The organism is Kitasatospora sp. NPDC057015, assembly GCF_042673745.1.
GTDB lineage: Bacteria > Actinomycetota > Actinomycetes > Streptomycetales > Streptomycetaceae > Kitasatospora.
Window position 1 is genome coordinate 45138 of the sequence record NZ_JBHUSG010000024.1, and the last position, 22794, is coordinate 67931.

Consider the following 22794-nt stretch of genomic DNA (forward strand, 5'->3'; position numbering starts at 1 on the left):
GCGGTCGCGTCCGTCGCGGCCGTTCCGTCCAGATTGCGGCGGTTGGGGCATGGATCACAACCCCTATGCGTTTTGTTCGGCCGACCGGGTGCGGGTAGGCTGTGCGGTCTGCACTGGTGTAGTTGTGCCCCCTCGTGCCCTCTTGCGGGAACGGCGGGCCCATTGTCGGACCCGGCCACTACGGTGAGCCGAGTCGTCACTGCTCCGGTGCCGACGCTGCACAACCCTCCTGCCACGGAGAGACCGTGGCCGTTGAGTCCAAAGGAGGTGGGTTACTTATGCGTCACTACGAGCTGATGGTCATCCTCGACCCGTCGGTCGAGGAGCGCGCTGTCTCCCCCCTGATCGAGAACTTCCTCAACGTCGTCCGCACCGGTGGCGGCAACGTGGAGAAGGTCGACACCTGGGGTCGTCGCCGTCTGGCCTACGAGATCAACAAGCAGTCCGAGGGCATCTACTCGGTCATCGACCTCAAGGCCACGCCTGAGGTCGTCAAGGAGCTCGACCGCCAGCTCAGCCTGAGCGAGTCGGTTCTCCGGACCAAGGTCCTGCGCCCGGACACCCACTGAGCCACCTCTGACGCCCCCGGGCGCCAGGTGACTCGCGTCGCCTGTTTCACGTGAAACAACGCGACGAGCATTGAACGCGGACTCCATCGAGAGGTCACCACCACCATGGCAGGCGAGACCGTCATCACCCTCGTCGGCAATCTCGTCGACGATCCTGAGCTGCGCTTCACCCCGTCGGGTGCGGCGGTCGCGAAGTTCCGCATCGCGTCCACCCCCCGCACCTTCGACCGCCAGACGAACGAGTGGAAGGACGGCGAGAGCCTCTTCCTCACGTGCAACGTCTGGCGTCAGCCGGCGGAGAACGTGGCCGAGTCGCTGCAGCGCGGCATGCGCGTCATCGTGCAGGGCCGACTGCGCCAGCGGTCTTACGAGACCAAGGAAGGCGAGAAGCGGACGGTCTTCGAGGTCGAGGTCGACGAGGTGGGCCCGAGCCTGCGCTCGGCGACCGCCAAGGTCACCCGGGCCAACCGGTCCGGTGCCCCCGGCGGCTCCGGCGGTCCTGGTGGTGGTGGCGGCTTCGGCGGCGGCGGCCAGCAGGGCGGCGGGTACGGCGGTGGCGGACAGCAGGGCGGCGGTGGCTGGGGTGGAAACTCCGGCGGCGGCCAGTCCGGTCCGTCCGACGACCCGTGGGCGTCCAGCGCTCCCTCTGGTGGCAACCAGGGTGGCGGCAGCTGGGGTGCCCCGTCCGGTGGCGGCTTCTCGGAAGAGCCCCCGTTCTAAAGCTGACAGATTTCGTGCGGCCCGGATCCCCGCGCTGACCCGCGGGTCCGGACCGTGAAACCCAAATGGAGCACACGATGGCGAAGCCGCCTGCTCGCAAGCCTAAGAAGAAGGTTTGCGTCTTCTGCAAGGACAAGGTCAACTACGTTGACTACAAGGACACGAACTTGCTCCGCAAGTTCATCTCCGACCGCGGGAAGATCCGCGCCCGCCGGGTCACCGGCAACTGCACCCAGCACCAGCGCGACGTCGCCACGGCCGTGAAGAACAGCCGTGAGATGGCGCTGCTGCCCTACACCAGCACCGCGCGCTAAGAGAGGGTGACCGAATAATGAAGATCATCCTCACTCACGAGGTGCCGGGTCTCGGTGGCGCCGGCGAGGTCGTCGAGGTCAAGGACGGCTACGCCCGCAACTACCTGGTCCCGCGTGGCTACGCCATCCGCTGGACCAAGGGCGGCCAGAAGGACGTCGACGCCATCCGTCGCGCCCGCAAGGTGCACGCCATCCAGACGCTCGAGGCCGCCAACGAGGTCAAGGGCAAGCTGGAGGGCCTCCAGGTCAAGCTGGCCGTTCGCTCCGGCGACGCCGGCCGCCTGTTCGGCTCGGTGACCCAGGCCGACGTCGTGGAGGCCGTCAAGGCCGCCGGCGGCCCGGTCGTGGACAAGCGCGCCGTCGCGATCGCCTCGCCGATCAAGACCGTGGGCACCCACAAGGTCTCGGTCAAGCTGCACGCCGACGTCCAGGCCAACCTCGACGTCGCCGTCGTCTCCGCCTGAGTCCCGTAGCAGTGGCCTGAGGGCCGGGTTCCGCAAGGAGCCCGGCCCTCGGTCGTTCCTGCCCGGCCCCCTCGGGGCGACCCGGTCGGGGCCGGTCCGCCGGCGCGGTGTCGGTGTCGGGTGGCGGCGGTGCGGATCGGGTCAGGCCCGGACGGCGCCGGTCACCAGCCACCTGCCGGTCCGCACCCGGCCGCACAGGAACGCGCCGCGGACCAGCATGAACACGTTCATCGCCCACCAGAGGCCGGTCACGCCGAGCCCCAGGGCGGGCACCGCGAGGGCCGCCGGGACGAAGGCGATCAGGGTGCCGAGCATCGCCCAGGCCAGGTAGCCGCTGTCGCCGGCGCCCATCAGCACGCCGTCCAGCACGAACACCACCCCGGCGACCGGCTGGCTCAGCGCCACCAGCAGCAGGACGCCGTACAGCTGCTGCTGGACGGACGGGTCCGGGGTGAACAGCGGGACGTACAGCGGCCTGGCGAGGACCAGCAGCAGGCCGAGCAGGACGCCGCAGCCCACGCCCCACTGGACCATCCGCCGGGTCGCGGCCCGGGTGCCGGGGACGTCCCCGGCACCGAGGTAGCGCCCCACGATGGCCTGGCCGGCGATCGCGATGGCGTCCAGGGCGAAGGCCAGGAAGTTCCAGAGGCTCATGGCGATCTGGTGGGCGGCGATCCCCTCGTCGCCGAGCCGGGCCGCCACCGCGGTGGCGATCATCAGGACGGCGCGGAGGCTGAGCGTGCGGACCATCAGCGGGCCGCCGGCCCGTGCGCAGGCGCGGATCCCGGACGGGTCCGGCCGCAGGCCCGCGCCCTCCCGGCGGGCGCCGCGGACGACCACGACCAGGTACACGGCGGCCATCCCGGTCTGGGCCAGCACGGTGCCCCAGGCCGAGCCGGCCACGCCGAGGCCGGCGCCGTAGACCAGGGCGACGTTCAGGCCGAGGTTCGCGGTGAAGCCGCCGACGGCCACCACCAGCGGGGTCCGGGTGTCCTGCAGGCCGCGCAGCACCCCGGTGGCGGCCATCACCATCAGCATCGCGGGCAGGCCGAGCGAGCTGATCCGCAGGTACGTCACGGCGTGCGGCGCGGCGGTGGGGGAGGCGCCCAGGACGGACACCGCCCAGGGGGCGAGCAGCAGCGCCAGGGCGGTCACCCCGAGCGAGAGCAGCAGGGCGAGCCAGATGCCGTCCAGGCCCTGCTGGACGGCGGCCCGGCGGTCGCCCGCGCCGATCCTGCGGGCAACCGCGGCGGTCGTCGCGTAGGCGAGGAACACGAACACGCCGGCGATGGTGCTGAGGGCTGCGGAGGCGACACCGACGCCCGCCAGCTGCGGCGTGCCCAGGTGGCCGACGATCGCGGAGTCGGCCATCAGGAACAGCGGCTCGGCGACCAGGGCGCCGAAGGCCGGCACGGCGAGGGCGAGGATCTCGCGGTCGTGCCGGCGCGGGGCGTCCCGGGGCCGGTCGTCCCGGCGCGGCGGGTCCGGGCGCCCGTCGTCTCGGCGGCGGTCCAGCCGGCTGCGGTCTGCGGGGCGCGTCATGGCGATCAGGGTACTCATCCACAGGTAAGAGCTGCAACGTGATATCGGCCATTACCGAGGGTCTGGGCGCAGGGTATCCACAGGGCCGGGGGACGTGCGGGCCCCCGGGTGTGTGAACTATTTCTCATGCACAGCCGGTGGAAGAGGTAATCGCAGGTCAGCAGGTTGACGGTGGATAGATGGTGTGGTTATCCACAGTGCTGTCCACAGGGGTGTCCACAGGTTTGGCGCAGTTCTCCACAGGGTGGGGCCGGTCATCCACACGGCCTGTGGATAACCATCTTGGCTGAAGGGCGTCCGGCCCCTTAGCGTGGGTCGCTCGCCCGACACTCCAGCCACTGCCCGCCGTCCGATTTGTCGGCACGGTGGCGTAGAAAGAGGAGCGCACCACCGCTCCACCGAGTCACCGGCAAGGCCTGCTCCAACTCGCACCAATCGCTGATCGGGGAACACGCGTGACCGGCCCCCAGTACGACGACCACGACGCTCCGCCGCCCCCGGAGGACGACTGGCAGCCGTCCGACGACGCCTTCCCGGCGGGCCCGTCCTTCGCCGACGGCCCGTTCCCGGACGGGCCGGGCGACCGGCTGCCGGTCTCGCGCAGCCGCGCGGGCGGCGGCGGGCAGGGCGGTCAGGGCGGCGGAGGCGGCGGCAAGGGGCGCGAGGGCGGCTTCCAGCGCGGTGGCGGCAAGCAGCGGCGGGACGAGGACACCGAGCGCTCCGGCCCCGTCGACGGGTTCGAGCGGGTGCCCCCGCAGGACCTCGCGGCCGAGCAGTCCGTCCTCGGCGGCATGCTGCTCTCCAAGGACGCCATCGCCGACGTGGTCGAGGTGCTCAAGCCGCTCGACTACTACCGCCCGGCCCACGAGCTGATCCACAGCGCCATCCTCGACCTCTACGCGCGCGGCGAGCCGGCCGACCCGATCACCGTCGCCAGCGAGCTGACCAAGCGCGGGGAGCTCGCGCGGGTCGGCGGCCCGGGCTACCTGCACACCCTGGTCAACTCCGTCCCGACCGCGGCCAACGCCGAGTACTACGCCGAGATCGTCCACGAGCGGGCCGTCCTGCGCCGCCTGGTGGAGGCCGGCACCAGGATCGCCGGCATGGGGTACGCGGCCGAGGGCGACGTGGACGAGATCGTCAACGCCGCGCAGGCCGAGATCTACGCCGTCACCGAGCAGCGCACCAGCGAGGACTACGCCCCGCTCGCCGACATCATGGAGGGGGCCCTCGACGAGATCGAGGCGATCGGCTCCCGCCAGGGCCAGATGTCCGGCGTCCCCACCGGCTTCGCCGACCTCGACGCGCTCACCAACGGCCTCCACCCGGGCCAGATGATCGTCATCGCGGCCCGCCCCGCGATGGGCAAGAGCACCCTGGCCCTGGACTTCTCCCGGGCCTGCTCGATCACCAACGGCCTGCCGAGCGTGATCTTCTCGCTCGAAATGGGCCGCAACGAGATCGCCATGCGCCTGCTCTCCGCCGAGGCGCGGGTCGCCCTGCACCACATGCGCTCCGGCAACATGACGGACGACGACTGGACCCGCGTCGCCCGCCGGATGCCCGACGTCACCAACGCGCCGCTCTACATCGACGACTCGCCGAACCTGTCGATGATGGAGATCCGCGCCAAGTGCCGCCGGCTGAAGCAGCGCCAGGACCTGAAGCTGGTCGTCATCGACTACCTCCAGCTGATGCAGTCCGGCGGCTCCCGCCGGGCCGAGAGCCGCCAGCAGGAGGTCTCCGACATGTCGCGAAACCTCAAGCTGCTGGCCAAGGAGCTCGAAGTCCCGGTCATCGCGCTCTCCCAGCTGAACCGTGGGCCCGAGCAGCGTACGGACAAGAAGCCGATGGTCTCCGACCTGCGTGAGTCGGGCTCGATCGAGCAGGACGCCGACATGGTCATCCTGCTCCACCGCGAGGACGCGTACGAGAAGGAGTCCCCCCGCGCCGGCGAGGCCGACCTGATCGTCGCCAAGCACCGTAACGGCCCGACCGCCACCATCACCGTGGCCTTCCAGGGCCACTACTCGCGCTTCGTGGACATGACGCGGGAGTAGCGGCGGCGTTGTAGGTTCTCAAATCCCGTGTCATTTTCTCAGTCGCAATGTCATCTGACTGGCCGATCAGACAGGGGATTGAGAATGGTCCGCACCGTGCCCAGCAGTTCCGGGGAGTGAGACCTTTGCCAGGTGCGAGCGGGTTCGGCCCCGTCAGCGACATAGTCAGCGACGGGGAGCAGGTACTTCGGTCCGCGCTGCGCGGCGATCCCGCTGCCCGGGCCGAAGTGGCGCGACTCCGAGCCGCGCTGACAGAGCTGGCTGAGGAAGGAAACGCGAAGGCCCGGAGCCTGCTGGGAGGGATCGCACTGGAGCATGACCGGGAGCCGGCCGCCGCCTTCCATCACTTCTCGCTCGCTGCCGACCAGGAAGACCCGGCGGGTCGGCGCGGGCTCGGGCACCTCTACGCCAAGGGCGTTGGGGTGGAGCAGGACCTGGAGGCTGCGGAGCGTCTGTTCCGGCTGGCGGCTGAAGGCGGAGACGCCTACGCGAAGCACAACCTGGCCGTGATCCACCTGGACGGCGACTCGACGAAGGAACGGATGAGTCCCCAGGAGGTCATGTCGCTTCTGAAGGAGGCGGCCGGCCAGGGCATTCATCAGGCGAGTGCTGCGCTCGGGGACTGGTACGCGGGCTTGGACCGCGAGTCCGATGCGTTCAGTTGGTACATGAAGGCCGCGATCGCCGGTCACGGCCCAGCCATGTTCGCCGTCGCGGTGCGCTTCCGGGACGGACTCGGCGCGGCACGCAACGAGGTACAGGCCGTGCGCTGGTTCCTGAAGATGCTCACGGTCGGCAACGGCGACGGAATCCACGAAGCGATCCGGACGGCACGCTCCATGAGCGACGCGGACATTCGCAGAGCAGGGCGCATGGCCGGAGACCAGTCCGCCGCTGAGACGTTGATCCGAACGGTCCGACCCAACAGCGCCGACTGAATCACCGGGCGACGAGGAACTGACACGGATCTGAGACTGAGCTCGCCTGACACGGCGTGAGACAGCCCGAAGACGTACAGGCCAGGAGCTTGGCGGATGACATCGCGGCTGAGAACCTACAGCGAATGCGGCGTTCCGGATTCCGCGTCATGTCCTCAGCCGCAGTCCCACGCCGACGTCATGGCGCGGGTGGGCGGCTTGCCTCGAACGTGCCCTGTCGCACCGGAGCTGACGAATCCTCACCGGATCCCGTCCGTGTCGGCGGATCCCCACTGCTTCGCGTGCTCACCCGGCCACAGGCGTGCGGCCGTGCCGACCAGGCCGGCCAGGGCGAGGGAGCGGCTGTGCGCGGGCCAGGCGATGTGGGTCACGACGGACGGTGCGTCGGTCAGGGGAACGGCCGCGTGCTCGGCCCACAGCCAGGAGCGGGCGGAGTCGGGGGCGACCGCCACGGTGCGTCCGAGGGCGATCAGCTGGGCCAGTTGCGTCTGGTTGTGGATCTCGGGGCCAGGGCCGGGTGCGTAGGTGCCGCGGGTGGGCCAGCGGGCGAGCGGCAGACCGGGGACGTCCCTGACCTCGGCCAGGGACAGGGTCGCGCGGGCGGCGAGGGGGTGCCCGGCAGGCAGGACGGCGACCTGCCCCTCGGCCACCAGTGCCTCGCTGTCGAACCCGGCGAGGGAGTTCCACGGCGTGTGCATGAGTGCGACATCGGCGCGTCCGTCGCGCAGCAGCTCCTCCTGCTCGCGAATGCCGCACGGCACCACCTCGATCTCGGCACTGGCGGGCTCGGCCGCGTAGGCGTCGAGAAGCCTCCGCAGCAGTTCGTGGGACGCGGCGGCCTTCACCGCGAGGACCAGCCGACCGCGGGGGCCGCCAGGACTGTCGGCACCCCCGGCGCGCCGGGTGCGGCGGACGGCGGCAGCGGCCGCGTCCAGAGCCGCCCGGCCCTCCTGCAACAGCACCTCCCCGGCACCGGTCAGGCGGACTCCACGGCGGTTGCGCTCCAACAGGCAGACCCCCAGGCGCCGTTCGAGCTGCTGGATCGCCCGCGACAGCGGCGGCTGGGCCATGCCGAGGCGTTCGGCGGCGTGCCCGAAGTGCAACTCCTCGGCCACAGCCACGAAGTACCTCAACTCGCGGGTCTCCAGGGTGTTCACGGCCGCAGCATACGCGGTGATACCCGCCGGGTATGACAGGGCACCGTACCGGTGTTGGCCGCACCACCCGCCCACGGGCCAACATCATCTGCATGAGCGAAACGAAGATCGCGCTGGTGACCGGCGCGAACAAGGGAATCGGCTACGAGATCGCGGCCGGACTGGGCGGCCTCGGCTACCGCGTCGGTGTGGGAGCCCGCGACGCGACCCGGCGCGCAACCGCCGTCGGCAAACTGCGCGCCGCCGGCGTGGACGCGTTCGAGGTGCCACTGGACGTGACCGACGACCGCAGCGTCGCCGCCGCCGCGGAACTGGTCGAACGACTGGCCGGACGCCTGGACGCCCTGGTCAACAACGCCGGCATCCCGGGCGAGATGGGCCCGGGATGGCTGCAGGAGCCGACCACGCTCGACCTGGAGGTGGTCCGCACCGTCGTGGACACCAACGTCCTGGGCGTCGTCCGGGTGACCAATGCGATGCTGCCACTGCTGCGGCGCTCCGCCTCCCCGCGCATCGTCAACGTCTCCAGCAGCGTCGGCTCCCTGACCCGACAGGCGGACCCGGACATCGAGATCGGCCCCGTCATGGCGGCCTACGCACCGTCGAAGTCCTTCCTCAACGCCCTCACCCTGCAGTACGCCCGACAGTTCGCCGGCACCGACATCCTCATCAACGCCGCCTGCCCGGGCCTGGTGGCGACCGACTTCACCGGCTTCCACGGACCCCGCACCCCCGCAGAGGGCGCAGCCACCCCGATCCGGCTCGCCACCCTCCCCGACGGCGGCCCGACCGGTTCGTTCTTCGAGGACGACGGCGTCGTCCCCTGGTGACCACGAACCCGGTTTCCCGGTCGGGCGGTTCGGGCGGTGGTCCGGGCCACCGGGGGGTGTCACCCGCGGGGCACACGGCCCGTGCCCCCGGACGGGCGCTCAGCGCCTCGTCTCGTACCTGGTCAGGATCACGCCGCTGGGAAACGTCCGCGTCTCCACCAGGTTCAGGTTCACCCAGCTGTCCAGCGCGGTGAAGAACGGTGTGCCGCCGCCCACCAGGACCGGCGCGGTGGCCAGCACGTACTCGTCGATCAGCCCGGCCCGCATGGCCGCCGCGGCGAGCGTCGCGCCGCCGATGTCCATCGGGCCGCCGTCCTCGGCCTTGAGCCGGGTGATCTCGGCGACCGCGTCGCCGGTGACCAGGCGGGTGTTCCAGTCGACCTCGTCGATCGTCGAGGAGAACACCACCTTCGACATGTCCCGCCAGCGGCGCGCGAACTCGCTCTCCGCCGGGGTGGCGTCGGGCTGCTGGTCGCCGGTCGGCCAGTGGGAGCTCATCGTCTGCCACAGCTTGCGCCCGTACAGCGACAGGTCGGTGGCCTGCAACTGGTCGGACCAGAACTGGAACAGCTCGTCGCTCGGCACGCTCCAACCGATGTCGTCGCCGGGCGCGGCGATGTAGCCGTCCAGGGACAGGTTCATGCCGTAGATCAGTTTCCGCATGCGACCAGCCTTGCGCGAGTCGGTCTCACGCGTACGGACCGGCGCGCCGGGGGAAACCCGTCGGTGCGCGCTCCGAGCTCGCCATGTCGTCTGCGGCGAGGCCCCACTTCGCCGTGGGGCCTCGGGTCGCAAGCGGCATCCGGCCTCCGGGACGGGGGGTGGCGGCGGCTGGGCTCAGAGCGTGACGGTGGCCCGGAAGAGGGTGGCGCCCGGGCCGGCGAGGGCGGTGTGGGCGCCGGTCGCCGGGAGGAAGGCGGACTCGCCGCGGGCGAGGTCCAGGGTCTGGCCGTCGGCGGCGGTCAGCCGGGCGGTGCCTGCGGTGCAGAGCAGGATCTGCGGGGCGCGGCCGTCGATCCGGCGGGGCTCGTCGCCCAGCCGGAAGCGGGAGAGCCGGAACTCGTCGATCGGTACGGGGTAGAGCTCCTCGCCGGGCGTGCCCGGCACCGGGACGGGCCGCAGCACGTCCGGGTCGGAGGGGGTGAAGCCGACCACCTTCAGCAGTTCGGGGACGTCGATGTGCTTGGGCGTGAGGCCGGCCCGCAGCACGTTGTCCGAGTTGGCCATCAACTCCACCGCGGTGCCGTACAGGTAGCCGTGCGGGACTCCGGCGCCGAGGTAGAGGGCCTCGCCCGGCTGGAGCCGGACGTGGTTGAGCAGCATCCCGGCGAGCAGGCCGATGTCGCCGGGGAAGGTCCGGGCGATCAGCGCGTACGGCGCGTACGGGCCCTGCGGATCACCGGCGGCGGCCTTGTCCACGGCGTCGGCGGTCGCACGGACGATCGGGGCCGCGGTGTCCCCGTCCATGGACAGCACGGTCGCGAGGGCCTCGCGCAGGGCGTCGGAGGCGGGCTCGCGGCGCAGCAGGTCGATCAGCGGGGTGAGCGCGGGCACGTCGAGGGCGGCCATCAGGCGGGCCGCGTCGGCGGGCCGGCGGAACCCGCAGAGGCCGTCGAACTCGTCGAGCGCGCAGATGAGTTCGGGCTTGTGGTTGGCGTCGCGGTAGTTCCGGTGCGGAGCGTCCGCGGGGATGCCGAGAGCCTCTTCGGCGGCGAAGCCGGTGCGGGCCTGCTCCAGGGTGGGGTGCGCCTGGATGGACAGCGGGATGCCCGCGGCGAGGACCTTGAACAGGAAGGGCAGCCCGGTGCCGAACCGTGCGACCGTGGCGGCGCCGAGTTCGCCCTGCGGATCGGCGGCGATCAGTTCGTCCAGCGCGCGCGGGCCGTCGCCGCGGTCGGCGCGGGAGGGTGCGCCGGGGTGGGCGCCCATCCAGAGCTCGGCCTGCGGACCGCCGGTGGGCTGCTGCCCGAGCAGTTCGGGGATCGCGGTGACCGAACCCCAGGCGTACGGGCGGACGGTGTTGACGAGCCGGTCCATGTGCGCGGTCCTACTCCTTCGGCACTGGCGGGGGCGCCGGATCGCCGGGCGGGGGCCCTGCGGGCGCGGTCAATCCTGGCCGAGGCCGGGAGACGACCCTAGCCGACTGATCGTACGGCTTGGCAATCCGTTCGAGCGGTCGGCCGTCCGGCTGCGGACCGTCGTCGCCAACCGCGTGAAAAACGGCCGTCCGGGTGCGGTATAGGATGCCGGTTCCCAAGACTTTCTGTCTCCGCGGGCCGTCCGACAGGTCCCGCATCCCTGTGATGCGGGTACGGGCGGCGCTTCCCGCCCCCATCGTTCGAGAGGCTTGCACGTGACCGAGACCCAGCAGAGTTTTGCCGATCTCGGCAGGGTGCTGGTGATCATCCCGACGTACAACGAGGCTGAGAACGTCGAGCTGATCGTCGGCCGGGTGCGGGCCGCCGTGCCCGAGGTCCACGTGCTGGTGGCGGACGACAACAGCCCGGACGGCACCGGTGACATCGCCGACAAGCTGGCCGCCGAGGACCCGCAGGTGCAGGTGCTGCACCGCAAGGGCAAGGAGGGGCTCGGCGCCGCGTACCTGGCGGGGTTCCGCTGGGGCATCGAGCACGGCTACGACGTGCTGGTCGAGATGGACGCCGACGGCTCCCACCGCCCCGAGGAGCTGGACCGGCTGCTGACCGCGCTGCGCGGCGCCGACCTGGTGCTGGGTTCGCGCTGGGTGCCGGGCGGCCGGGTCGTGAACTGGCCCAAGTCGCGACTGCTGCTCTCCCGCGGCGGCTCGACCTACTCGCGCCTGATGCTGGGCGTGCCGATCCGCGACGTGACCGGCGGCTACCGGGCGTTCCGCAAGGAGACGCTGCTGGGGCTGGGCATGGACGAGGTCGCCTCGGCCGGGTACTGCTTCCAGGTGGACCTCGCCTGGCGCACGGTGAAGGCCGGTTTCAAGGTCGCCGAGGTGCCGATCACCTTCGTCGAGCGGGAGCTCGGCGCGTCGAAGATGAGCCGGAGCATCGTCCTGGAGGCCCTGTGGCGGGTCACCTCCTGGGGCGTCGCCGACCGCTTCGAGCGGATCACCGGCAGGAAGAGCGCCGGCAGCAGCGCCAAGTAGCCTCGCCGCCGCACCCCGAGAACAGCGCAGCACCCGGACCTCCTGGTCCGGGTGCTGTTGCGTTCTCGGGCGTCGTGCGGTGCGCTCCCGTCAGCACTCCGGCGTGCAGGAGCGCTCCAGGGCCTCCGGGGGCAGGTGCACCTCGGCCCAGTGGGCCAGCTCGCCCAGGGCGGGGCCGAGTGCGGCGCCGGCCTCGGTGAGGCGGTAGCTGACGCGCAGTGGCGGGCCCTCGTCGACCTGGCGCAGGACGAGCCCGGCGTCGGCGAGCTCGGTGAGGCGGTCGGAGAGCATCCGCTCGCTGATGCCGGGCACGGCGCGGCGTACTTCGGAGAAGTAGCTGGGCCCGTGCTTGTCCAGCACCGCGACGACCAGCCCGCTCCAGCGCTTGCCGAGCAGCGCGAAGGCCCGGGTGATGGCGAGGCCCACGCCTGCGCAGGGCTCGGCCGTGCTCGTCGGTACCTCCTGCGTGGCCATGACTACAGGGTACCGGCCGTCCGCTAGTGACTATAGAAAAGTAAGCTGCTACGTTATTAGCAGCTCCCCACTAAAGCTCAGCTCCTAATCAATTCGAGGTCACCATGCCCACGCTCCTGCACATCGACTCCTCCGCCCTCCTCGACGGCTCCGTCTCCCGCGAGGTCTCCGCCGCCTTCCGCGACGCCTGGCTGGAGCAGCACCCCGGCGGCACCGTGATCCACCGCGACCTCGCCGCGGAGCCCCTCCCGCACCTGGACGGCGCCGCGATCACCGCCCCCTTCGTCCCGGCCGAGCACCGCAGCCCCGAGCAGGAGGCGGCGCTCGCGCTGCGCGAGGCGCTCGCGGAGGAGCTGGAGCAGGCCGACGCGATCGTGATCGGCACCCCGATGTACAACTTCACGATCCCCTCCAGCCTGAAGGCCTGGCTGGACCAGGTGATCATCGTCGGGCGCACCGGCGGCGAGAGCCCCTCGGCGGCCGGCACGCCCGTCACCGTGGTCTCCGCCCGCGGCGGCTCGTACGGCCCGGGCAGCCCGCGCGAGAGCTTCGAGTTCGTCACCAACTACCTGGAGAAGGTGCTCACCGGGATGCTCGGCCTGGAGGTCGACTTCATCGTCCCCGAGTTCACCCTGGCCCCGGTCAACCCGGCGCTGGCCGAGTTCATCGAGCACGCCCGGATCTCCAAGGAGCAGGCCCTGCAGGCCGCCGAGGCCAAGGCCAAGGCGCTCGCCGCCTGAACGCCCGGCGCACCCCGTCCGGCGGCGGCGTACGGCGGCCCGGCCCACCACTCGGCCGGGCGCGCCTAACCGGCGAACCGGGGCGCCAGCTCCCATGCTGGTCGGACACGGCGGGCCGGGGCGAGAACCGGCCCGCCCGCCGATCGCGACCAGGGAGCAGACAGTGACGCCGTCCCCGTCCGAGGAGAGCGCCGGACCGGGCCCGGCGGCCCACCACCCCGGCGCCCGGGACGTCCGCCCGCTGGAGATCGCGGTCTTCACCGGCCCCGAGTCGGCCTTCTTCGCCACCTCCACGCTCATCCTCGGCGAGCGCACCGCGATCCTGGTGGACGCCCAGCTGACCCGCAGCGCCGGCCGCGAACTCGCCGAGTGGGTGGCCGGCAAGGGCCGGCGACTGCTGGCCATCGTCATCACCCACCAGCACCCCGACCACTACTTCGGTGCCGAGGAGGTGCTGCGGCTCTTCCCCGAGGCGCAGCTGCTGGCCGCCCCGCCCGTGGTGGAGGGCATCATGCGCACCGCCGCCGCCAAGGTCGCCCAGTGGAAGCCGGTCTACGGGGACGACATCCCCGACCATCCGCTGGTGCCCGCGCAGCTGCTCCCGCAGCCCCTGATGGTCGACCGCCAGCTGATCCCCGTGCTGCTGCTCGGCCAGGGCGACTGCGCCGGCTCCACCGTGGTGCACGTGCCGAGCATCCGCACCGTGGTCGCCGGGGACTTCGCCTACCAGGGCACCCACGTCTGGACCGCGGACACCACACCCGAGCAGCGCGCCGAATGGCGGCGCAACCTGGGCCGGATCGCCGAACTCGGCGTCGAACGCGTGATCGCCGGGCACCGGGCGGCCGACCTCGGTGACGACGCCGCCGAGGTGCTGGCCTTCACCGGCCAGTACCTGAAGGACTTCGACGAGCGGCTGCGCGAGCACCCCACGGATGCGGAGGCACTGGTCGCGGCGATGAACGAGCGGTACGCCGGGCTCACGCTGCCCGCGATCCTGGAGCACGGCGCCGCCGCCAACGTGGCCCGGGAACAGGCCGTGCGGCGGGAGAGCGAGGACGAGATCGTCGAGGGCGAGATCGTGGAGGACGACGACCTCGACGCCGGCCCCGGCCGGACCTGACCGGGGCCTCCCCGGCCTGCCCGACTCGGGCGGACCCGCTCGGCCCGCCCGCGGTCCGCGACGGGAACCGCGCCCGTCGGCGGATACTGACGGCATGACACCGTACGACGCCATCGTGGCCGCCGGCGGCGCGGCGCGGCGCCTCGGCGGGGCGGACAAGCCGGGCCTGACGGTGGGCGCGGACACCCTCCTCGACCGGGTGCTCGCCGCCTGCGCGGGCGCCGCCGCCACCGTGGTGGTGGGGCCCGTCCGCCCGACCGCCCGCACCGGACTGCGGTGGACCAGGGAGGAGCCGCCCGGCGGCGGACCCGTCGCCGCGGTCGCCGCCGGCCTGGCCCGGGTGGACTCGGCCACCGTGCTGCTGCTGGCCGCCGACCTGCCCTTCCTCGACGAACGGACCGTCCACCGCCTGGTCGAGGCGCTCGACGGCCCCGCGCTCGACGGCCCCGCGCTCGACCGCCCCGACCGGACCGGGCCGGACGAAGCCCCCGAGGCCGCCCTGCTGGTGGACGCGGCCGGCCGGGACCAGCCGCTCGCCGCCGCCTACCGCACCGCCGCGCTGCGCGCCGCCCTCGCCGCCCTGGGGGACCCGGCGGGCGTCCCGCTGCGCCGGCTCACCGGCGGACTGCGCACCGTACGACTCGCGGACACCGAGGACGTCACCCAGGACTGCGACACCTGGGAGGAACTGGCCCGGGCCCGCGAGCGGGCCGGCGCCGGGCGGCCGCCGGGCGGGCCCGGGCGGGCGTGATCGGGCCCGCTCACAGCCGCCGCCGGCCGCGGGTGAGCGAAACGACGCGCGCTGCTCACCGCCCCAACATCGCGCTCCGCGCCGGATCAGGCAGCATGGGTGCCATGGAGCGCACGCTGGACGACTGGATCGCCGAGGTCAGCAACGAGCTGGGCATCGAACTCGACGTCGACGTACCCGGACTGCTGGACCTCACCCGGGTGGTCGCGCACGGGGTGGCCCGCCCGGCGGCCCCGCTGACCGCCTTCCTGATCGGCTACGCGGCCGCCCAGCAGGGCGGCGGGGCGCAGGCCGTGGACGCCGCCACCCGGCGCACGGTGGCCCTCGCGGAGCGCTGGACCGCCGCCACCCCGCCGGACGGGACGTGAGCGTCCTGGCGGGCGCGGAACCGGGGACGCCCGGTCCGGGCGACCACCGTCCGGGCGACCACCGTGCGGGCGGCCCGCCTCCCGGCGCCGCCTCCCCGGGCCCCGGCACTGCGGCCGGCCGGATCACCGCGGGCGACGCCGTCCACGAGCTGACCTGGGAGCGGGCCCGCGAGGCGGCCCGCCGGGCCGGCCGGCGACCGGCGGAGCCGCTGCGGGTCGACCTCGCGGACGCGCTCGACCGGACCCTCGCCGAGCCGCTCACCGCGCTCACCGACCTGCCCGCCTTCGACACCTCCGCGATGGACGGCTGGGCCGTCGCGGGCCCGGGCCCCTGGCGCCCGGCCGGCCGACTGCTCGCCGGAGAACCGGCCGGCGCCGGGCCGCTCCCGGACGGCGCCGCGGTGGAGATCGCCACCGGGGCCCAGCTGCCGCCCGGGGCCACCGCCGTGCTGCGGCGCGAGCACGGCCGCCCGGACGGCGCCCTGCTGCACGACCGCACACCGGGTGGCCTCGCCCCCGGGCAGGACGTCCGCCCGCGCGGGCAGGAGTGCCACCGGGGCGATCGGCTGCTCCCGGCCGGGACCCGGGTCGGTCCGTCCGTCCTCGGCCTGGCCGCGGCCTGCGGGCACGACCGGCTCGCCGTGCACCGCCGCCCCACCGTCGACCTGCTCGTCCTCGGCGACGAACTCCAGGAGTCCGGGCTGCCGCGGCCGGGCATGGTCCGGGACGCGCTCGGGCCGCTGCTGCAGCCCTGGTTGTGCGCGGCCGGCGCCGAGGTGCTCGGCCGGCGGTCGGTACGCGACGACTTCGACCTGCTCCGCGACGCCGTCCGGCACTCGCCCGCCGACGTGCTGGTCACCACCGGCGGCACCGCCGCCGGGCCGGTCGACTTCCTGCACCGGGCGCTGGGCGCGGCCGGTGCCCGGCTGCTGGTGGACGGGGTGGCCGTCCGCCCCGGCCACCCGATGCTGCTCGCCGAACTCCCGGACGGCCGCCACCTGGTGGGGCTGCCCGGCAATCCGCTGGCCGCGGTCGCGGGGACGGTCACGCTGGCGCTGCCGCTGCTCCACGCGCTCGCCGGGCGGGCCGCCGCCGGCCCGTGCGTGGCGCCGGCCGCCGAGGCGCTGGCCGGCCATCCGCAGGACACCCGGCTGGTGCCCGTCCGGCGGACCGTGCGGGGGGTGGTGGGCCTGGCCTTCGACGGCCCCGCGATGCTGCGCGGGCTGGCGCTGGCCGAGGCCCTCGCCGTGGTGCCGCCGGGCGGCGTCCCGGCGGGCGCCCCGGTGGAGCTCCTGCCGGTGCCCTGAGCCCCCGTCGCCGTCGCGGTCCCGGTCCTGCCCCGGGCCCGGCCCCGGCGGCCCGCGCCGGTCAGTCGGTCAATCGGTCGGACGGTCAGCCGGACGCCGTCGGGGTGGCCTGGCGGATGGTGATGACCCGGTCGGTGAGGTGCAGGGTGGCGGCCTCCGGGTCGGTGTAGTTGAGCACCCGGCGCCCCCGGACCACCGCCACCACCAGGTCGGCGCACTCGCGCGGGCTGCGCCCGGCCTCGGCCCGGGTGACCGGGCGCTCCACCACGTCCAGGCCGGTGCCGTAGGTGAGCAGGTCCTCCATCACCGAGCCGGCGTGCGGGCTGAGCATCGACATGCCGAGCAGCCGCCCCGCCGAGCTGGAGCTGGTCACCACCACGTCGGCGCCGCTCTGGCGCAGCAGCGGCGCGTTCTCGTCCTCCCGCACGGCCGCCACGACGGTGGCGGCCTTGTTGAGCTGGCGGGCGGTCAGGGTGATCAGGACGGCGGTGTCGTCGCGTTCCGGTGCGACCACCACCTGCGCCGCGCGGGGGAGTTCGGCGCGCAGCAGGGTGTCCGTGCGGGTGGCGTCGCCGACCACGCCGACCAGGCCGTCCCGGGCCGCCTGGTCGATCACCTTCTGCTGGGGGTCGACCACGACGATCGAGTCCTTGCGGACGCCCTGGCCGAGCAGGGTGTCCACGGTGGTGCGCCCCTTGGTGCCGTAGCCGATGACGACGGTGTGCTCGCGCACGGTGGACCTCCAGCGTCCGATGCGCCATTGCTGGCGGGTGCGTTCGGTGAGCACCTCCAGGGTGGTGCCGACCAGGATGATCAGGAACACCACCCGCAGGGGGGTGATCACGAGGATGTTGATGAGCCTGGCACTGTCGCTGACCGGGGTGATGTCGCCGTACCCGGTGGTGGAGAGGGTGACCGTGGCGTAGTAGGCGGCGTCCAGGAAGTCGACCTGGCCGTCGGAGTTGTCGTTGTAGCCGCCGCGGTCCGCGTAGACGATCAGGGTGGTGGCGACCAGCACGCCGAGGGCCAGCAGCAGGCGCTTCATCACCTGCCGCAGCGGCGGGGTGGCCCGACGGCTGGGCAGGGCGATCTGACGGTCGGACTCGCTGCCGCCGTCCGCGAGGCTCCTGGCGCCGATGCCGGCCAATCGCAGCCGCGACGGCCGGGCGCGCGGCCGGGGTGGTGGTCTGTCGATGGTCATACGAAGAATCATGCGGCGGCCCGGCGCGGGTGACCGACACCGCCGCGCTGCCCCGGCCGGCCGGGGCGCCCGGATCCCGCCGGGCCGCGCGGGGCCCGGTCGTTCGCCGGTGCGCCCGCCCGGCGGGCGTAGCGTGGCGGGCATGCGAGCCATCACAATTCCCCAGCCCGGCGGCCCCGAAGCGCTGACCTGGGCCGAAGTCCCCGATCCCGTACCCGGCGACGGCGAGGTGCTGGTCGAGGTCGTGGCGACCGCCGTCAACCGGGCCGACCTGTTGCAGCGCCAGGGCTTCTACGACCCGCCGCCCGGCGCCTCCCGCTACCCCGGCCTGGAGTGCTCGGGGCGGATCGTCGCGCTCGGCGCCGGGGTCTCCGGCTGGGGCGTCGGCGACGAGGTGTGCGCGCTGCTGGCCGGCGGCGGCTACGCGGAGCGGGTGGCGGTGCCCGTCGGGCAGCTGCTGCCGGTGCCGAAGGGGGTCGATCTGGTGGAGGCCGCGGCCCTGCCGGAGGTGACCGCGACGGTCTGGTCGAACCTCTTCATGGTGGCGCACCTGCGCCCGACCGAGACGGTGCTGCTGCACGGCGGGGCGAGCGGGATCGGCACCATGGCGATCCAGCTGGCCAAGGCGGTGGGCGCCCGGGTGCTGGTGACGGCCGGCAGCGCGGAGAAGCTCGCACGCTGCGCCGAGCTGGGTGCCGACGTCGGGATCAACTACCGCGAGCAGGACTTCGCGCAGGCCGTCCAGGAGGCCACCGGCGGGGTCGGGGTCGACGTCGTCCTGGACATCATGGGCGCCAAGTACCTGGAGCGGAACGTCGATTCACTGGCCGTGAACGGGCGGCTGGTGATCATCGGCCTGCAGGGCGGGGTGAAGGCCGAGGTGAACCTGGCCGCGCTGCTCGCCAAGCGGGCCGCGGTGGTGGCCACCTCGCTCCGGGGTCGTCCGCTGGCGGAGAAGGCGGCGATCGTCGCGGGCGTGCGCGAGCACGTCTGGCCGCTGATCGAGGGCGGTGTGGTCCGGCCGGTGGTGCACCAGGTGCTGCCGCTGGCGGAGGCGGGGGCCGGCCACCAGCTGCTGGAGGCGGGCGCCCAGGTGGGCAAGGTGGTGCTGCGGGTGTGACGCGCGGGGCGGCGGGCGGGGAGGTCATGGGTGGTGCCCCGCCCGGGCCGCCCGCCGCGGCGCGGACCGGTTCGACATGCCCGGAATGCCGGATTGTGTGAGGCTGATTACCGAGCTGTCCCGCCGCCGCCCGCGCCGAGCGCGGCCGGCCGTCGGAAGGACCTCCGTCCGTGGCCACGACTCCGAACGTGTTCTCCGAGCTCCCTCCCGTCGCGCCGAACGGCGCCCGCAACGGCAGCGGCACCGCCGGTGCCGTTCGTACTCGCCACCCGGTCCGCGCGGGCGGCGGACGTCTCCGCCTGGCCGCCGCCTGCTGGGCCGCGGCCGGCGCCGGCATCGCCCTGCCCCTGCTGCTCTCCACCGGCGCCGTCGCGGCGACGGCGGGCGGGCCGGCGGCCGGCGCGATCGTCCGGCTCGCAGCGGCCCCCGCCGCGGGTGAGTCCGCCGACCCGACCCCGCCCGCCGCGCCCGCCGTCGGAAACTCGCCCGTCGGGCCGGCGGCCGAGGACCAGGGCGCCGAGAGCGACCAGGGCTCCGAGGCGCAGTACGCCGAGGACTCCGCCCCGGACCAGACCGCCGCGGAGGACGCCGATCCGGCCGAGCAGGACCAGGCCGAGCAGGACCAGCAGGACGAGACGGGTCAGCAGGGCCAGCCGGACGCGGAGAGCCGGCCGGAGCCGTCCCCGGGGGCGACCGGGCCGGGCACGCCCTCCACGCCCACGCCCACCTCCGGATCCACGCGCGCGGGGTCGCCCGGCGCCGGCCCCGACCGGTCGGACCAGGGCTGGGGCGGGGACCGGCCGGAGCCCGTACCCTCCCCGCTCGCGGAGCCGTCCGCACCCGCGGCCGCCCCGGAGGCTGCGCCCTTCGGGCCGCCCGACCAGCCGCCCACCGCGCCGGCCGAGTCGTCCGCCGAGCCGTCCGCCGATCCGTCCCGCCCCGATCCGTCCCGCCCCGGCCCGGACGCCCGGCACCCGGTGCCGGACCGCGGCGCCCAGCCGGCCCGGTCCCCGCTGCGGCGGCACCACCCGGATCCGGCGCCGCAGGGCCGCGACGCCCGCGCGGGCGGCCACCTGCGCGACGTGGCACCCGCCCCGGCGGCGGGCACCGGCGCGGCCGACGACGACGTGGCGCCCGCCCCGCCGGACGCGGGCGAGGCGGCGCAGGCCCCGCAGGAGCTGGCGGCCGGTGCCGCCACCGTCGCCGTCCCGGTGCCGCTCGCCACCCCCACCCGCTGGACCGACTCCTCGACCCTGCAGCTGCCGCTCGGGGCCGGTCTGGGGCTGATCGGGAGCGGCCTGGCCCTGGTCGGCCTGCGGATGCGCCGGGGCTGACCCCGGCCGGCGCCGGTGCGGCGGAGGCTCCGCGCGGCGGACGCCGTTTGACCGGATCTGACGGTGCGGCAGATCATCTGCGTGACGGTCGCACACGACCCGGGGCGGCCACCACGGGCCTGCGCCGTGGACGGCCGGGAGGAAGGCCCGGGCCGCCGGGCGCCGGCTGCCGGAACGCGCCGGTCACGGGCCCGGTGGGGGCCGGGGTCTTCCGCTACCCGAAGCCCGGTGAGAGAGAATGGGATTCATGACGAAGCCGATGAACGAGCGCTCGCAGCAGGAGTCGTACCAGGCGTCGGGCGGCCAGTCGGAGGACGGGCCCAAGGTGCTGATCGTCGGGCCGGACGGGATGCCCGTGGGCCAGGGGTTCGCCCGGCTCGGCGAGGAGGAGGGGTTCGAGCCCCGCGAACTCCCGGTGACGGAGATGGTGGAGCAGCCGGCGAAGGTCATGCGCATCGGCAGCATGATCAAGCAGCTGCTGGAGGAGGTCCGGGCGGCGCCTCTGGACGAGGCCAGCCGGGTCCGGCTGAAGGACATCCACGCCAGCTCCATCAAGGAGCTGGAACTCGGGCTGGCCCCCGAGCTGGTCGCCGAGCTGGAGCGGCTGTCGCTGCCGTTCACCGAGGACACCATCCCGACCGAGGCCGAACTGCGAATCGCGCAGGCCCAGCTGGTGGGCTGGCTGGAGGGGCTGTTCCACGGCATCCAGACCGCGCTGTTCGCCCAGCAGATGGCCGCCCGGGCGCAGTTGGAGCAGATGCGGCGGGCGCTTCCGCCGGGTCTGCACGGCGGTGAGCACGACCTGGAGGAGCCCGGCGAGGGCCGGGGCATGCGCTCCGGGCCGTACCTCTAGGCAGGTGGCCGCACCCGGGGGTGTCGCAGGCCGGTCACAGTGTCGGCCCTGCACCGAGCGGTGCCCCTCCGAGCCGATACCCTGGCCCCAGTCGCAGGCCCCCCGAGGCCGCGGCGGGGGCCGGGCCGGCCGGTGACGGCGCCCGGTCCGCACGGACGATACCGAACGTCACGGCCGGGGTTGGCACCGCGGCCGGGGGGAGCAGAGGACCATGAGCGAGGGCGGCACCGCGGGTCAGGGCTACTCCCTGGGCAACGGCAGGTACGAGCTTCAGCACCTGCTCGGTGAGGGCGGCATGGCCTCCGTGCACCTCGCGTACGACAACGTGCTGGACCGCCAGGTCGCGGTGAAGACCCTGCACACCGAACTCGGCCGCGAGCAGTCCTTCCGCGAGCGCTTCCGCCGCGAGGCGCAGGCCGTCGCCCGGCTCGAACACACCAACATCGTCACGGTCTACGACTCCGGCGAGGACGTCGCCGCCGACGGTGCCACCACCCCGTACATCGTGATGCAGCTGGTCGAGGGCCAGCCGCTGCGCGACGTGCTGAACGAGGCCATCGCGCAGCACGGCGCGATGCCCACCGAGCGCGCGCTGAAGATCACCGCCGGGGTGCTGGCCGCCCTGGAGGCCTCGCACGACGCCGGCCTGGTGCACCGGGACATCAAGCCCGGCAACGTGATGTTCGACCGCAAGGGCGTCGTCAAGGTGATGGACTTCGGCATCGCCCGCGCGCTGCAGTCCGGGGTCACCTCGATGACCCAGACCGGCATGGTCGTCGGCACCCCGCAGTACCTCTCGCCGGAGCAGGCCCTCGGCAAGAGCGTGGACGCCCGCTCCGACCTCTACTCCGTCGGCTGCATGCTGTTCGAGCTGCTCACCGGCCGACTGCCGTTCGACGGGGACTCCCCGTTCTCGATCGCGTACAAGCACGTGCAGGAGGAGCCGCCGGTCCCGTCCTCGCTGAACCGGGCGCTCACCCCGGCGGTGGACGCACTGGTGGCGCGGGCGCTGCGCAAGGACCCGGCCCACCGGTTCCCGACCGCGGAGGCGATGCGCGAGGAGGTGGAGCGCGTCATCGGCGGCGGCTCCGGCAGCCCGCTGCAGGCCAGCACCCCGCTGGTGATCAACGAGGGCCCGCGCTCGGCGCACGCCTCCACCTCGCTCACCAACATGCCGCAGGTGCCCGGCGACCTCAGGACGCCCACCCCGCAGGTGCAGCAGCCGTACCAGCCGGTGCACACCGCGCCGCAGTACGGCCCGCAGACGCCCCCGCCGCCCTACCGGACGCCGGCGCCGCAGGCCCCGCACACGCCGCAGCCCTTCCCGCAGCCGCAGGCCCCGCACACCCCGCAGCCGTTCCCGCAGCCGCAGTACCGGACCCCGCCGCCGCACGGGTTCCACCCGCAGGCCCCGCACACCCCGCAGCCGTTCCCGCAGCAGGCGCACACGCCCGCGCCGATGCCGATGCAGCAGCCGGTGTTCGCCCCGGCGCCGGCCACCAACAACAACGGGTGCTCGACCGCGCTGGTGGTGGTCGGCATCATCATCGGCGTGATCGTGCTGGTGATCATCATCATCGCCATCGTGGTGACCAAGGCCGACAACACGTCGTCCGACTACAGCGGCCACTCGCTGACCGGGACGGCGTCCGTGCTCCGGCTGGACCACCGGCCCGCGGCGGGCGAGGGCCTGCTCTGAGGTGAGGTCCCGCCCGGTCGGCCGTGCCACGGCAGGCTGCCCGAGGCGGTAGCGTTCTAGGGATTACGTAGCGACAGGGCGACCGCGATCCGAGCGA

The 22794-nt window shown here is 73.6% G+C and carries 22 protein-coding genes and 1 pseudogene; 17 read left to right on the top strand and 6 right to left on the bottom strand.

The annotated features are described in order from the left end of the window. Positions 1-278: 278 nt before the first annotated feature. The 4 genes from rpsF to rplI all read left to right on the top strand — a co-directional run bounded on the left by rpsF (position 279) and on the right by rplI (position 2067). A complete protein-coding gene (gene rpsF / locus ACFTWP_RS22325) occupies positions 279-569 on the top strand; it encodes a 30S ribosomal protein S6 (protein WP_380266402.1) in 291 nt (96 codons plus the stop codon). A gap of 105 nt (positions 570-674) precedes the next feature. Next, positions 675-1289 (top strand): single-stranded DNA-binding protein, encoded by a 615-nt coding sequence (locus ACFTWP_RS22330; protein WP_380266403.1) that lies wholly within the window; start codon positions 675-677, stop codon positions 1287-1289. A gap of 77 nt (positions 1290-1366) precedes the next feature. Beyond that, a complete protein-coding gene (rpsR, locus tag ACFTWP_RS22335) occupies positions 1367-1603 on the top strand; it encodes a 30S ribosomal protein S18 (RefSeq protein WP_030304537.1) in 237 nt (78 codons plus the stop codon). Between the two features lie 17 nt (positions 1604-1620). Further along, positions 1621-2067, top strand: a complete 447-nt coding sequence (gene rplI / locus ACFTWP_RS22340; RefSeq protein WP_073929191.1) for a 50S ribosomal protein L9 — start codon at positions 1621-1623, stop codon at positions 2065-2067. A 141-nt stretch (positions 2068-2208) separates the two neighbouring features. On the opposite strand, the gene ACFTWP_RS22345 is transcribed toward rplI, so the two are convergent. Continuing rightward, positions 2209-3609: an MATE family efflux transporter gene (locus ACFTWP_RS22345; protein WP_380266404.1), complete on the bottom strand. Its 1401-nt coding sequence runs from the start codon at positions 3607-3609 to the stop codon at positions 2209-2211. A 587-nt stretch (positions 3610-4196) separates the two neighbouring features. On the opposite strand from ACFTWP_RS22345, the gene dnaB reads away from it, so the two are divergent. Together dnaB and ACFTWP_RS22355 are read left to right on the top strand one after the other, a co-directional pair. Continuing rightward, positions 4197-5669, top strand: a complete 1473-nt coding sequence (dnaB, locus tag ACFTWP_RS22350) for a replicative DNA helicase (RefSeq protein WP_380266478.1) — start codon at positions 4197-4199, stop codon at positions 5667-5669. A gap of 125 nt (positions 5670-5794) precedes the next feature. Next, positions 5795-6607 carry a tetratricopeptide repeat protein gene (locus ACFTWP_RS22355; protein WP_380266405.1) on the top strand — a complete coding sequence of 271 codons (813 nt, stop codon included), beginning with the start codon at positions 5795-5797 and terminating at the stop codon, positions 6605-6607. A 239-nt stretch (positions 6608-6846) separates the two neighbouring features. Here the strand turns inward: ACFTWP_RS22355 and ACFTWP_RS22360 are convergent, their stop codons facing one another. Beyond that, on the bottom strand, positions 6847-7764 hold the full coding sequence (locus ACFTWP_RS22360) for a LysR family transcriptional regulator (protein WP_380266406.1): 918 nt from the start codon (positions 7762-7764) through the stop codon (positions 6847-6849). A gap of 92 nt (positions 7765-7856) precedes the next feature. Here ACFTWP_RS22360 and ACFTWP_RS22365 point away from each other — a divergent pair, with 92 nt between their 5' ends. After that, a complete protein-coding gene (locus tag ACFTWP_RS22365) occupies positions 7857-8594 on the top strand; it encodes an SDR family oxidoreductase (RefSeq protein ID WP_380266407.1) in 738 nt (245 codons plus the stop codon). 99 nt (positions 8595-8693) lie between these two features. Here the strand turns inward: ACFTWP_RS22365 and ACFTWP_RS22370 are convergent, their stop codons facing one another. Then, entirely contained in the window at positions 8694-9257 is a 564-nt protein-coding gene (locus ACFTWP_RS22370; protein ID WP_380266409.1) for a dihydrofolate reductase family protein, read from the bottom strand. A gap of 174 nt (positions 9258-9431) precedes the next feature. Continuing rightward, the gene (manA, locus tag ACFTWP_RS22375; protein ID WP_380266410.1) at positions 9432-10631 is read right to left on the bottom strand and encodes a mannose-6-phosphate isomerase, class I; all 1200 of its coding nucleotides are present in this window, start codon (positions 10629-10631) and stop codon (positions 9432-9434) included. 316 nt (positions 10632-10947) lie between these two features. Between manA and ACFTWP_RS22380 the strand changes: the two genes are divergently transcribed. Further along, positions 10948-11727, top strand: coding sequence for a polyprenol monophosphomannose synthase (locus ACFTWP_RS22380; protein ID WP_380266411.1), 780 nt, complete (start codon positions 10948-10950; stop codon positions 11725-11727). Positions 11728-11817: 90 nt separating this feature from the next. On the opposite strand, the gene ACFTWP_RS22385 is transcribed toward ACFTWP_RS22380, so the two are convergent. After that, complete coding sequence (locus ACFTWP_RS22385; RefSeq protein ID WP_380266412.1) at positions 11818-12201, bottom strand: winged helix-turn-helix transcriptional regulator; 384 nt, start codon at positions 12199-12201, stop codon at positions 11818-11820. A 104-nt stretch (positions 12202-12305) separates the two neighbouring features. Here ACFTWP_RS22385 and ACFTWP_RS22390 point away from each other — a divergent pair, with 104 nt between their 5' ends. From ACFTWP_RS22390 to ACFTWP_RS22410, 5 genes and pseudogenes are all read left to right on the top strand, one after another. Next, positions 12306-12941 (top strand): FMN-dependent NADH-azoreductase, encoded by a 636-nt coding sequence (locus ACFTWP_RS22390; RefSeq protein ID WP_380266413.1) that lies wholly within the window; start codon positions 12306-12308, stop codon positions 12939-12941. A 163-nt stretch (positions 12942-13104) separates the two neighbouring features. Continuing rightward, on the top strand, positions 13105-14064 hold the full coding sequence (locus ACFTWP_RS22395; protein ID WP_380266414.1) for an MBL fold metallo-hydrolase: 960 nt from the start codon (positions 13105-13107) through the stop codon (positions 14062-14064). A 94-nt stretch (positions 14065-14158) separates the two neighbouring features. Continuing rightward, positions 14159-14773, top strand: a pseudogene (locus ACFTWP_RS22400) (molybdenum cofactor guanylyltransferase); the annotation flags it as partial. A 146-nt stretch (positions 14774-14919) separates the two neighbouring features. After that, positions 14920-15183: a DUF6457 domain-containing protein gene (locus ACFTWP_RS22405; RefSeq protein ID WP_380266415.1), complete on the top strand. Its 264-nt coding sequence runs from the start codon at positions 14920-14922 to the stop codon at positions 15181-15183. 149 nt (positions 15184-15332) lie between these two features. Then, complete coding sequence (locus ACFTWP_RS22410) at positions 15333-16490, top strand: molybdopterin molybdotransferase MoeA (RefSeq protein ID WP_380266479.1); 1158 nt, start codon at positions 15333-15335, stop codon at positions 16488-16490. An 85-nt stretch (positions 16491-16575) separates the two neighbouring features. On the opposite strand, the gene ACFTWP_RS22415 is transcribed toward ACFTWP_RS22410, so the two are convergent. After that, positions 16576-17691: a potassium channel family protein gene (locus tag ACFTWP_RS22415; RefSeq protein WP_380266416.1), complete on the bottom strand. Its 1116-nt coding sequence runs from the start codon at positions 17689-17691 to the stop codon at positions 16576-16578. Between the two features lie 142 nt (positions 17692-17833). On the opposite strand from ACFTWP_RS22415, the gene ACFTWP_RS22420 reads away from it, so the two are divergent. The 4 genes from ACFTWP_RS22420 (at position 17834) to ACFTWP_RS22435 (ending at position 22697) form a co-directional block, all read left to right on the top strand. Continuing rightward, positions 17834-18811, top strand: a complete 978-nt coding sequence (locus ACFTWP_RS22420; RefSeq protein WP_380266417.1) for an NAD(P)H-quinone oxidoreductase — start codon at positions 17834-17836, stop codon at positions 18809-18811. Positions 18812-18981: 170 nt separating this feature from the next. Next, a complete protein-coding gene (locus ACFTWP_RS22425) occupies positions 18982-20145 on the top strand; it encodes a hypothetical protein (RefSeq protein ID WP_380266418.1) in 1164 nt (387 codons plus the stop codon). 247 nt (positions 20146-20392) lie between these two features. Next, a complete protein-coding gene (locus ACFTWP_RS22430; protein WP_380266419.1) occupies positions 20393-20998 on the top strand; it encodes a bacterial proteasome activator family protein in 606 nt (201 codons plus the stop codon). Between the two features lie 211 nt (positions 20999-21209). Continuing rightward, positions 21210-22697, top strand: a complete 1488-nt coding sequence (locus tag ACFTWP_RS22435; RefSeq protein WP_380266420.1) for a protein kinase — start codon at positions 21210-21212, stop codon at positions 22695-22697. Positions 22698-22794: the final 97 nt, after the last annotated feature.

Coding starts and splice junctions, on each gene's coding strand:
- rpsF (WP_380266402.1), top strand. CDS start 279: ATGCGTCACTACGAGCTGATGGTCATCCTCGACCCGTCGGTCGAGGAG.
- ACFTWP_RS22330 (WP_380266403.1), top strand. CDS start 675: ATGGCAGGCGAGACCGTCATCACCCTCGTCGGCAATCTCGTCGACGAT.
- rpsR (WP_030304537.1), top strand. CDS start 1,367: ATGGCGAAGCCGCCTGCTCGCAAGCCTAAGAAGAAGGTTTGCGTCTTC.
- rplI (WP_073929191.1), top strand. CDS start 1,621: ATGAAGATCATCCTCACTCACGAGGTGCCGGGTCTCGGTGGCGCCGGC.
- ACFTWP_RS22345 (WP_380266404.1), bottom strand. CDS start 3,609: ATGACGCGCCCCGCAGACCGCAGCCGGCTGGACCGCCGCCGAGACGAC.
- ACFTWP_RS22365 (WP_380266407.1), top strand. CDS start 7,857: ATGAGCGAAACGAAGATCGCGCTGGTGACCGGCGCGAACAAGGGAATC.
- ACFTWP_RS22370 (WP_380266409.1), bottom strand. CDS start 9,257: ATGCGGAAACTGATCTACGGCATGAACCTGTCCCTGGACGGCTACATC.
- manA (WP_380266410.1), bottom strand. CDS start 10,631: ATGGACCGGCTCGTCAACACCGTCCGCCCGTACGCCTGGGGTTCGGTC.
- ACFTWP_RS22385 (WP_380266412.1), bottom strand. CDS start 12,201: ATGGCCACGCAGGAGGTACCGACGAGCACGGCCGAGCCCTGCGCAGGC.
- ACFTWP_RS22390 (WP_380266413.1), top strand. CDS start 12,306: ATGCCCACGCTCCTGCACATCGACTCCTCCGCCCTCCTCGACGGCTCC.
- ACFTWP_RS22405 (WP_380266415.1), top strand. CDS start 14,920: ATGGAGCGCACGCTGGACGACTGGATCGCCGAGGTCAGCAACGAGCTG.
- ACFTWP_RS22415 (WP_380266416.1), bottom strand. CDS start 17,691: ATGACCATCGACAGACCACCACCCCGGCCGCGCGCCCGGCCGTCGCGG.
- ACFTWP_RS22420 (WP_380266417.1), top strand. CDS start 17,834: ATGCGAGCCATCACAATTCCCCAGCCCGGCGGCCCCGAAGCGCTGACC.
- ACFTWP_RS22430 (WP_380266419.1), top strand. CDS start 20,393: ATGACGAAGCCGATGAACGAGCGCTCGCAGCAGGAGTCGTACCAGGCG.
- ACFTWP_RS22435 (WP_380266420.1), top strand. CDS start 21,210: ATGAGCGAGGGCGGCACCGCGGGTCAGGGCTACTCCCTGGGCAACGGC.